The 10,492-nt window shown below is 61.9% G+C and carries 10 protein-coding genes and 1 pseudogene; 4 read left to right on the forward strand and 7 right to left on the reverse strand.

Going from position 1 to position 10,492, the window contains the following annotated elements:
- Window positions 1-140: 140 nt before the first annotated feature.
- The gene (locus HLUSI_RS0109040; protein WP_050977670.1) at window positions 141-1,046 is read right to left on the reverse strand and encodes a DeoR/GlpR family DNA-binding transcription regulator; all 906 of its coding nucleotides are present in this window, start codon (window positions 1,044-1,046) and stop codon (window positions 141-143) included.
- 194 nt (window positions 1,047-1,240) lie between these two features.
- Between HLUSI_RS0109040 and HLUSI_RS0109045 the strand changes: the two genes are divergently transcribed.
- Entirely contained in the window at window positions 1,241-2,449 is a 1,209-nt protein-coding gene (locus HLUSI_RS0109045) for a porin (RefSeq protein WP_029363311.1), read from the forward strand.
- A 20-nt stretch (window positions 2,450-2,469) separates the two neighbouring features.
- The gene (locus HLUSI_RS0109050) at window positions 2,470-3,375 is read left to right on the forward strand and encodes a glycerophosphodiester phosphodiesterase family protein (RefSeq protein WP_016833667.1); all 906 of its coding nucleotides are present in this window, start codon (window positions 2,470-2,472) and stop codon (window positions 3,373-3,375) included.
- Window positions 3,376-3,465: 90 nt separating this feature from the next.
- On the opposite strand, the gene HLUSI_RS0109055 is transcribed toward HLUSI_RS0109050, so the two are convergent.
- Complete coding sequence (locus tag HLUSI_RS0109055) at window positions 3,466-3,756, reverse strand: hypothetical protein (protein ID WP_016833668.1); 291 nt, start codon at window positions 3,754-3,756, stop codon at window positions 3,466-3,468.
- A gap of 92 nt (window positions 3,757-3,848) precedes the next feature.
- Between HLUSI_RS0109055 and HLUSI_RS0109060 the strand changes: the two genes are divergently transcribed.
- Both HLUSI_RS0109060 and HLUSI_RS0109065 read left to right on the forward strand, forming a co-directional pair.
- A complete protein-coding gene (locus tag HLUSI_RS0109060) occupies window positions 3,849-4,271 on the forward strand; it encodes a DUF3224 domain-containing protein (RefSeq protein WP_016833669.1) in 423 nt (140 codons plus the stop codon).
- A gap of 111 nt (window positions 4,272-4,382) precedes the next feature.
- On the forward strand, window positions 4,383-5,447 hold the full coding sequence (locus tag HLUSI_RS0109065) for a M29 family metallopeptidase (RefSeq protein WP_016833670.1): 1,065 nt from the start codon (window positions 4,383-4,385) through the stop codon (window positions 5,445-5,447).
- Between the two features lie 95 nt (window positions 5,448-5,542).
- On the opposite strand, the gene HLUSI_RS34785 is transcribed toward HLUSI_RS0109065, so the two are convergent.
- The 5 genes and pseudogenes from HLUSI_RS34785 to HLUSI_RS0109085 form a co-directional block, all read right to left on the reverse strand.
- Window positions 5,543-6,190, reverse strand: a complete 648-nt coding sequence (locus HLUSI_RS34785; protein ID WP_330987158.1) for a hypothetical protein — start codon at window positions 6,188-6,190, stop codon at window positions 5,543-5,545.
- A complete protein-coding gene (locus HLUSI_RS34790; RefSeq protein WP_330987159.1) occupies window positions 6,171-7,220 on the reverse strand; it encodes an ankyrin repeat domain-containing protein in 1,050 nt (349 codons plus the stop codon). The genes HLUSI_RS34785 and HLUSI_RS34790 overlap by 20 nt, the downstream gene beginning before the upstream one ends.
- Window positions 7,221-7,653: 433 nt before the next feature.
- Window positions 7,654-8,943 carry an MFS transporter gene (gene tcuC / locus HLUSI_RS0109075; RefSeq protein ID WP_016833671.1) on the reverse strand — a complete coding sequence of 430 codons (1,290 nt, stop codon included), beginning with the start codon at window positions 8,941-8,943 and terminating at the stop codon, window positions 7,654-7,656.
- A gap of 296 nt (window positions 8,944-9,239) precedes the next feature.
- On the reverse strand, window positions 9,240-10,211 hold the full coding sequence (locus tag HLUSI_RS0109080) for an SIS domain-containing protein (protein ID WP_016833672.1): 972 nt from the start codon (window positions 10,209-10,211) through the stop codon (window positions 9,240-9,242).
- A pseudogene (locus HLUSI_RS0109085) lies at window positions 10,204-10,446 on the reverse strand (amidohydrolase family protein); the annotation flags it as partial. The gene HLUSI_RS0109080 and the pseudogene HLUSI_RS0109085, both read right to left, overlap by 8 nt.
- Window positions 10,447-10,492 lie beyond the last annotated feature (46 nt).

Raw genomic sequence — 10,492 nt, forward strand, 5'->3', positions numbered from 1 at the left:
GGACGGGCCGAGCAGGGCGACCAATTGGCCGCGACCGAACTCCAGGTCGAGCGACTTGATGACCTGATGCGCACCCCAGGATTTGCTGATGCCGGTAAGGCGGATGGCGACGTCTGTGTTCATGTTGGTGTCCTGCATGTTCATTTGCCTGCTGCGATGGCGGCCATGACGGAATTGCCCGTGGCCGCGGAGGTAATCGATTGGTGGTCGGCGTCGGTGCTGTAGTCAGGCTTCGAGTCAGGCTCCGACGTCACGACGACCCGCGTATTACCGGCCAGCATGGCCGCCAGCGTCGGACTCAAGGGACTGTCCGTGACCAGGATGTCGGGGTCCGACAGATGGCCGCCGCGCACCGGCGCCTGGCGGCCGAATTTGGAGTTGTCGGTGACCAGGATCTGGGTGCGGCAGCTCTCGCGCAAGGCCTGTCGCGAGCTCGATTCCATGCGATCGAAATCAAGCAGCGTGCCGTCGGTGTCGACGCCGCCGACGCCATAAATGCCGAAGTCGGCGCGGAAGTTGCGAAACAGTTTGTCGGCGTCGTTGCCGAGGATTTCCGGATTCGGAAAGCGCAGCGTGCCGCCCGGGACGATGACCTGGTTGTTCTGGTTGGTCGACAGCGCCAGCGCCGCACGCAGGTTGTTGGTGATGACGGTGAGATGGTCATGTTTGGCCAGGGCCAGCGCGACTTGCTCGGGCGTGGTGCCGATGCCGATCAGCACGCTGCACGAATTCGGGATCAGTGCGGCGACGGCGGCGCCGATCTCGGCCTTCTGTTCGAGGTTGTTGATGCGGCGCATGTCGTAGGGCTGGTTGCGCGCCGACAGGATCAGTTCGGCGCCGCCGTGCCGGCGTCGCAGGATGTCGGCGTCGCACAGCGCATTGATGTCGCGCCGGATGGTCTGCGTGGTGACGGCGAAGTGCTCGGCCAGCGCTTCCATCGTCAGGAATCCGTGTTGTCGGAACAGCGCAATGATTTCGTTGTGGCGCAACGAGGCCGGCTTGAGGACGGGCTTGAGGGAGGGAGTAACTGCAGGCGTTGCCGACATGTTCACTTATCCATTCACTGGTTCATTTGAAAACGTGATGCATGTTATCGGCCGATTGTTACCGGATCGTGACGTTCATATGAACGTTATTCGGCTTTCATATAGTCGCAACGTCATGGCGATGTCATATATCGCGGGCATAGTTCGCTCCGCAATCCGGCTTCACCCTCATTCAACTTTTCTGAAAACCATTCATGAAAAAAACTGCTCTCGCCATGTCGCTGCCGCTGTGTTTCGCCGTCCTCTCTTTCGCCGCCGCTGCGCAAGCGCAAACGACCGATGCCTCATCGGGCGTCACCATCTACGGGATCATCAATCCCAGCCTGACCTATACCGACAAGGTCGCCAATGCCACCCCGGGCAATCCGACCGGCACCGGTTCGCGCCTGAGCATGGATACCGCCGTGGCGCAGGGTTCGCGCATCGGTTTCAAAGGCGTGGAAGATCTGGGCGGCGGACTGAAGGCGCTGTTCACGCTGGAGAACGGCTTCAACGCCGATACCGGAGCGCTGGCGCAAGGCGGCCTGTTCTTCGGCCGCACCGCCATCGTCGGTTTGTCGGGGAGCCTGGGAACCATCCATCTCGGCCGTCAGAAGGATTACATTGATGATCTTGCCCCCTACAACGGCGCGCTCGATTTCGGTAGCGTGGTCAACAATATCCATGCATTGAACCTCGACCGTACGCAGGGTTCGCGAGTCAACAACTCGGTGCGTTACAACTCGCCGGTGTTCGGCGGCGTGACACTGAGCGCGCTGTATGGTTTCGGCGAACAGGCCGGCTCGACCGGCGCCGGCCAGTCGTTCGGCATCGGCGGCAGCTACAACAACGGTCCGTTGTCGTTCGGCGCTGCATATTTCCAGAACAAGCTGACGGCCAACAACACCTTCACCGGTTCCAGCGACTCCGGCATTGCACCGGGCGCGGTCACCGGCAGCATCGCCAGCACCTCGCTGAAAACCTTCCTGGTCGGCGGCTCCTACAAGCTCGGCGACGTCCGCCTGTACGGTTCGTACTCACAGGTCAAGCAGCCGCTGGCCGTTGCGGCCGGAGCCGCAATGACCGGCTTCACCGGCGCGGCCGGTGCGGCATTCACCTTCGGCGGCGTCAACAACAGCAAGGTCGACCTGATCGACTTCGGTGTCAATTACAACGTCACCGCGACGACCCAGTTGCTGGCCAACTTCGTGACCACGCGTTCCAAGTTCGTCGGCGCCAGTAGCGACGGCAAGGCGACGCAGGTTTCATTGGGCGTGGATTACTTCCTGTCCAAGCGCACCGACCTGTATTTGTTCTACGCCAACATCCGTTCGTCGGACATGTTCAATCCGGGCCTGTACGTGGCGCCGGGCGGCAGCAACACGCAGAACGTCCTGACCGCCGGCATCCGCCACAAGTTCTGATCGCCTGAAGGAGAGTGCGCATGACAACTTCAATCAAGTCGGGCATCACGGCCGCGTTGCTGGGAATGGCGCTGACGGCTGGCGCCGATCCGCTGATCGCCGCGCATCGCGGCGGCACCGGCGACGGTCCGGAAAACACCATCCCGACCTTGCAGAATTCGCTGAAGCACGGCGCCGACATCCTGTGGATGACGGTGCAGGTCTCCAGCGACGGCGTGCCGGTGCTGTACCGTCCGGCCGACGTGGCCGCGCTGACCGACGGCAAGGGCGTGGTCAATACGCTCACCGCAGCACAGCTGACCGCGCTCAACGCCGGCTACATGTATGCGGTGACTGACGCCGCCGGCAACAAGAGCTATCCGTATCGCCAGCAACCGGTGCAAGTGCCGACGCTGCGGGAAGCTTTGCGCGCCGTGCCGGCAGCGACGCCTGTCGTCATCGACATGAAGCAGGTGCCGGCGGAGACGCTGGTCAATGCGGTCGCCAAAGTGATCGGTGAAGAAAACGCCTGGCAACGCGTGCGTTTCTATTCCACCGACGCCAACGTGATTGCGCTGATGGCGCAGCAGCCGAAGGCCCGGGTGTTCGAGTCGCGCGACGCCACCCGCGATCGGCTGGCGCGCATCGCCTTGAACGGCGGCGCCTGCGATGCGCCGCCCGCAGCGGGAACCTGGTCGGGCATCGAGCTGGAGCGCAAGGTCGCGGTGGTGGAGAAGTTCACGCTTGGCGAAGGCGTCTCCGAAGTCATCGCGCACTGGTGGACGCCGGCCGCGATGAAATGCTTCCGCAGCAATCCGGACACGCACGTGATGGTGTTCGGCGTTGACTCGGCGGCGGCTTATCGCAGCGCGCAGCAACTGGGCGTGGATGTGGTGATGACGGATTCGCCGGTGAAGATGAAAGCGTTGCGGGAGGAGAAGAAGTAATTCAGTTGATAGACCGCAAATGGAAAAAGCCCGCTCAGCGGGCTTTTTCTTTGGGCGGGACCGGAAGCGACGGTCGCCAGGAGCAGTTCTTCATCCGTAAATGCAGCCAATCACTATCAAGATCACCGTTGGCACTGCGAACATGCCCCTGCCGACCTGATTGGCTCCGTCACCATAGCGATAGGGACCGATGCCGGGGATATCCTTGTCGTGTTTGAATGCCAAAACAATCCAGAGCCCCCACATGCCGGGAAGTAGCCAGCCCGCAGCATAAAGAAATGAGCCGGCGAAGAAATGGATGCCAATTCTATAGAGCATCGCCAGGACAACTGCGATGCCTGCCAGATTGCAGATGAGATTCTTGATGCTTTTTTTATTCATTGTTTACTATGCGGGATGAGAAATGCGCTGCTTGCGTTAAAAGCGTAATTCCATCCGATGATCCGATCCTGCTTTTTTCAATGGGAGTATGTATGCAATCGTCTTCTCAAGCTTCAGGACAGTTTTTCGTCAGCGGCGATTTTACCGTGACCATCGGTCCGCCATCTGCTGTCGTTTCGGCAACGTCCGGGCCTGCCATCGGGCGTCACGTCCTCGTCAAACAATATCACGGACCATTGCAGGGCGACTCCCAGGGCGAAATGCTGACGGCCGGTCGGCCAGCGGAGGGCGAGGCAAGCTATGTCGCGATCGAGTCCGTGCAGGGAACGCTGGACGGGCGCACCGGCGGATTTGCATTGGCCCATTTCGGCCAGATGCATGCTGGCGGCGAGACGCTCAGCGTGAACGTGGTGCCGGGATCGGGGACGGGAGAACTGTCAGGCCTCATGGGAGAACTGAAAATCCAGCGAGAGTCCGGCAAGCACCGATATGCGTTCACCTACTGGTTTTCGTAAGCGGAGGATGCCATCCAATGTCGATTAAAATGCAGGCCTGACAGGAAACAACGCGTCCTTGAAAGCGCGCGCCTGGCTGACCTCACCACCTCACGACGCGACACATAGACGATGCACCCCACAGAGAAGCAGCAACAGGTCACGCCATCCTTCGGTACGATTACCGAGGAAGCGGTCGATCTCGCGCAAAAACATTTGCACGACATCCTCACCATGGCGATCGAACATGCGCCGCCGCGTGCTGCCGTGGTGGTAGCCGACACGCGTTGCGATCTTGCCGTTGCCTTGACGGAAGCCTATCGGCGTTGCCTGCCGACTGCGCGTTTCATCGATTTCGATGCAGTCGCTCCGGACGAGGTGCTAACCGTTTTTGCCGGTCTTGAGCCCGGCGATCTGGTGGTGCTGGTCCAATCCACCAACTTCCGCCTCGAGGCGTTCCGCCTGCGGGTCGAGCTGTTCAAACGTTCGCTCAAGGTGATCGAACATCCCCATCTGTCGCGCATGCCCGGGGCGCAGGCCGATTACTACATTGCATCGCTGGCCTATGACCCGGCGTATTACCGCGGCGTCGGCTACGCCCTGAAGGCGCGGATCGATCGCGCGCAGGGCGGGGTGGTCGACAGCGGCGGCGAGCGTCTGGTCTTTGCCGCACCGTTCGAACCGGCCAAGCTGAACATCGGCGACTACAGCGAGATGAACAACGTCGGCGGACAATTCCCCATTGGCGAAGTGTTTACCGAATCACAGGACCTGGAGGCGGTGAACGGACGCGTGCGCATTTTTGTTTTCGGCGACACCACATTCCGGGTGAACCGGCCGGAGCAACCGATCACCCTGGTGGTCGCCAAAGGCCGCGTGGTGGAGGCAATCGGCTCCACACCGGACTTCGATCAGGTGCTGGAGAAGATTCGCACCGATGAAGGAGAAGTCTGGCTGCGCGAGCTGGGCTTCGGCATGAACCGCGCGTTTTCACGGGAGCGCATGGTCGACGACATCGGCACCTACGAGCGCATGTGCGGCATCCATCTGTCGCTCGGCGCCAAGCACGGCGTCTACAGCAAGCCGAATATCCGACGCACGACCGCGCGCTATCACATTGACGTGTTTGCGGTGACGGAGGCGGTCTATCTCGATGATGAGCTGGTGTATCGGGATGGCGCCTGGTTGCCCGGCTGAGGCGAACCGGCTGTGACGGAATTGACCTTGAGCGGGACGCCAAGCGGTGCTGCGCCGGGGTGGCGGGACGTCTTGACCACACCGGCGCCGGCAAGTTACTCCGTCCGGTTTGACGGCCCGCTGCCCCTCTCGAGAAGCACGTCCGCAACCTCGTCCGGGAATTGGTAACGTCGCTCCCCGATCAGCAAGATGTCTTCTTCATCCGCATCCGGCCGCACCGCCGGCAACCCGCTGGCGAGCAAGGCACGGGCGCATCCGACCCAGTCACCGCCTTCGACCGGTCGGTTGAGGGAGGCCCAGGACAGGCTGCCACAGACGTTGTCGTTGAATCCGTGCAGCGTCCGCCAATCGGCGCCATTCTCGAGTAAAAAACGCGTGAGGTCGGCGTCGCCGCGGAAGACGGCCTGGTTAAGCGCCGAGCCGTCGATGTCGCCACCTCGCACTTCCAACGGCCAACCGCAGGACACCATGGCTTTTACCGCCTCCCTGCAACCTTGCGCCGCAAGTTCGGGCAGCGTGCGCAGCCTGGCCGGGTCCAATGCAGCGATCACGCCGGGATGACCGGCCTTGATCGAGCGTGCCGAGTCGACATCGCCCCGGGCGCAGGCGGCGACAAAAGCTTCCTCTGCGGCGACAGGGCGCTTGCTTGCATTCGCATGTCCCAACAGTCCGGCAACGTCGGGGCGTCCGAAACGAAGCGCCAGGGTGTACGCCGGTATGCCGTCAGGCGTGCAGGCGTCCACCGAGGCGCCGGCTGGCGCCGGCGTCGATCAGGGATTGAATGTGTTCGATCGAGCAGCGGCGGCGGATTGCCCAGAGCAGCGGTGCGCCCCATTCAGCGGTGGGCCCGCCTCCAGGCGGTTCGTTCGGATCGCCGCCGTGGGCGAGCAGGAGTTGCAACGCGCGAGGTTCCCGGAGGTCGAGCGCACGATAGATCGCGTTCGATCCGGCAATCTTGGCTCCGGCTTCCAGCAAGAGTCTGGTGCATTCGGGCGCTTCCAGCGAATGGTAAAGCGATTCGCCGTCGTTCGGATTCGCACCGGCATCAAGCAGGAGCCGGGTCAATTCGGGGTCACGGGCCTTGCCCGCAGCCCCGTAAAGTGCAGAAAATTGTTCGGTCTCGTCAGGGTGTTCCACCGATGCGGGATGCATCCGGTTGCCGATGGATTGATCAGGCGGCGCTCCGGCGTTCAGCAAGAAACTGACACACTTGTGCAGCCGCTCGCGGAAGCCGGGTTGGTTTGCCAGCGCGGAATGCGTCACCGCCACCAGCGGGGGCAGATACAGCGGACCACCCGCCCGGTGGACCCAGGCGGGGTCCCGTGCCGTGGCGCGGCGCAAGGCCGGTTCATCGCCCACGGCGCATGCAAGGTAGGGATCGTCGCCCGGCAGGGCAGGATTTTCTTCAAGCAGGCGGATTGCCACTGCGGGCCGGCTGGCGTTGTGGCCGCCTGCGACGTCGTTCGCGTAGAGCATTTGCAGCCAGTGTTGCAACGTCCGGCCCGGCGTATCTGCCAGTGCCTGGCGGGCAAGCACGAAGACTTGCAGATCGGCCCACGAGGGGAAACCGTATTCGCGCGCAAGGCATGATTGCGCATCGTGCAGACGCAGCGACTGCGCAAGCAGACCGTTGTCGTCCTTGTCACGGGCGGCAGGCAGGGATTCCCGAAATCGCCGCAAGGCCGCGTGATCGCCTTGGCGATAGCCGGCCAGCAACTCCTTGGCCTGTTTTTTCAAGTGCCCGATATCGGGTCGTGGGGGAATGCGTTTCATGGACACCTCCGTGCGTCAAATGCCGGAGACCCGCAACGTCGGCTGCACAAAAGGCGTGAATAGGAAGACAGACAAGTGGGTTCAACCCTTTCCGCGGGTCCGGAAGCGTCTTGCACGCGTTGCGGATTATAAGGTGAGAGTGTCTTCACGTCCAGATTCACGCCTTGCCGCCAGGCCATCGCGATGGAATTTTACACAATGACCGACATCTTTCTGTTATTTCATCAGGTCGGGGCATGCGAACGTTTGCGCAGTTGACCGTCCTCCGGATCCAATCTGACGGTACGCGTGATCAAGGATACGGGGCCGGTTGTCCCGGAAGCGTGCTCGCGGAAACCGCCTCAACTTTGGCATGATTTTTTGCAAGGGATTTTGCAGGCGAAAAAAAGCGGGAAGGGCGCAAGCCGCTTCCCGCTTTTTTATGCTTGAAAAATCAGGCTACCAGCGGCACCGCCAGTGATTTCTTGCGATACAGCACCAGCGTGGCGATCAGGCCGCAGACGGCGGCGAAGCTCATCCACAGGCCGGGCGCGGCCTTGTCGTGGGTGATTTCGATCAGGCCGGTGGCGATGGCGGGAGTGAAGCCGCCGAAGACCGCGGTGGCCAGGCTGTATGCCAGCGAGAAGCCGGCCGTGCGTACGTCGACGGGCATCACTTCGGTCAGCGCCACCACCATTGCGCCGTTGTAGCTGGCGTAGAGGAAGGACAGCCACAGTTCCACCACCAGCATCTTGCCGAAGGTGGCGTCGCCGACCAGCCAGGTCATGGCCGGGTAAGCGGTCAGGATGGTGAGTATGGTGAACACCAGCAACAGCGGACGACGACCGATGCGGTCCGACAGGGCGCCCATGACCGGCAGCCAGATGAAGTTGGAGATGCCGACGCAGAAGGTGACGATCAGCGCGCTTTCGGTGCTGAGCTTGAGCACGTTCTTGCCGAAGGTCGGGGTGTACACGGTGATCAGGTAGAACGATACGGTGGTCATCGACACCAGCATCATGCCGGCGATGACCAGCTTCCAGTTCTCCACCATGGAGCGGAAGATTTCATTCAGATTGGGCTTGCGTTTGCGCGCCAGGAATTCTTCGGTCTCCTGCAGCGAACGACGGATCACGAACAGCACCGGCACGATCATGCAGCCGATGAAGAACGGCACGCGCCAGCCCCAGTCGCCGACCTGGTCCTTGGTCAGCCAGATGTTGAGGCCGTAGCCGATGGCTGCCGCGAAGATGATCGCGACTTGCTGGCTGGCGGATTGCCAGCTGACGTAGAAACCCTTGCGGCCTGGCGTCGCCATTTCAGCGAGGTAGACCGACACGCCGCCGAGTTCGACGCCGGCCGAGAAACCTTGCAGCAGGCGACCGATCAGCACCAGCGCGGGGGCCAGCAAACCGATGGTGGCGTAGCCCGGCACGAAGGCGATCAGCACGGTGCCCAGCGCCATCAGCGCCAGCGTGACGATCAGGCCCTGGCGACGACCGACGCGGTCGACGTAGGCGCCGAGGATGATGGCGCCCAGCGGACGCATCAGGAAACCGGCGCCGAAGGTCATGAAGGTCAGCATCAGCGAGGCGAATTCGTCGCCGCTGGGGAAAAAGGCTTTCGAGATGTAGCTGGCGTAGAAGCCGAACAGGAAGAAGTCGAACATTTCCATGAAATTGCCGCTGGTGACGCGCAGGACGGTGGCGAATTTCGAGGACGAAGCTATCGTGGGAGAAGTCATATCATGTCTCTCTGTGTATGCCTGAATGGTCAGGACTCATTTATTTTCTGGGCAGTGCATCGACGCTGGAATTATTGTTGTTCGCCGACGCTGCGAGTCTATCCCAATCGTTTTGGGGATAGCTTTCTAATAGCTTTCAACTTTCGTTTATTTTGCTGACGAGAGCAAATAGGCTGACAATATGCTGACGATGCACTGTCGACGTTGGTGCATCGGCAAAAGAAAAACCGCCTGGACCCTTGCAGGCGCAGGCGGCGAAGAACACCGATACCACAAGGTGCCACAGGGAGGAACGCTTAGCTGGTCTTGGTGACCTTGCTCAGATGGCGCGGCTTGTCCGGGTCCATGCCGCGCGCCACCGAGAGTTGTGCGGCCATGACATAGAACGCCTGGATCGCCACGATCGGATCGAGGTCGGGCGTGACGGCAGTCGGCAGCGTGAGGTCGCGTTCTGCGATGTCTGCCGGGGCCGCCAGCAAGACCTTGGCGCCGCGCTGGCGGCCGCGCGTGGCGAACATCAGCAGGGGGTAGTCTTCATGGATGAGGGCCATCGGACCATGCTTGATTTCGGCGCCGCTGAATGCTTCGGCCTGGATGGCGGAGGTCTCCTTGAACTTGAGCGCCGCTTCCAGCGCCAGCGGAAATCCGATGCCGCGTCCGACCACCATGATGTTCCTGGCCGGTGCGAGTATCTCGACCGCCTTGGACCAGTCGCTGTCGGCGGCACGCTGCAGCGACTCGGGCAGGCTTTCCAATGCATGCAGGAAGCCGGCATCGTCTTGCCAGTGTCCGGCGAATAAGGCGCCAGCGACCAGGCTGGCGATGAAACTCTTGGTGGCGGCCACGCTGAGTTCGGCGCCGGCGTGCAATGGCAACGTCCATTCGGCGGTCTGCGCCAATGGCGATTCGGCGTCGTTGACGAGGGCCACGGTGGTGGCGCCGCCGTCGCGGAAGTAGCGGATCGGCTCGATCACGTCGGGACTTTGGCCCGACTGCGAAATCGCGATTGCCAGTGCGTCGCGGGCAATCAGCGGCGCCTTGTTGAGCGTCAGCAGCGACATCGGCAGCGAGGCCACGATATGGCCGAGGCGCACCATGGTGAGGTAGGCGCAATAGTTGGCGGCGTGGTCGGAACTGCCGCGCGCCACCGTGACGATGCCCGACGGCGGCGCGGTGCGCAGCCAGCGTCCCAGTTCGGCATAGCGGGCCTGGTCGCGGGCAAGCTGCTCGGCGACGTGACTGCCGGCCGAGCGAGCCTCCTTAAGCATGAGCGAGGTCAATCTTTTCTCCTTCTACGTAGACTTCTTTTAATCTGAACTGGCGATCGAACACCAGGATGTCGGCAAAGCAGCCGGGCTTGAGGCGGCCGCGTTCCTTGACGCCGAGGTAGTCGGCCGGATAGGTCGAGGTGCGCAGCGAGGCTTCGGAAATATCCAGCCCCATGGCGATCAGGTTGCGCAGCGCCTGATCCATGGTCAGCGTGCTGCCGGCCAGGGTGCCGTCGGCGTCTGTTCATCAGCCACGACCTCAATGTGGTGCGTTTCATCTC

It is taken from the genome of Herbaspirillum lusitanum P6-12, from assembly GCF_000256565.1.
Classification (GTDB): Bacteria; Pseudomonadota; Gammaproteobacteria; order Burkholderiales; family Burkholderiaceae_D; genus Herbaspirillum; species Herbaspirillum lusitanum.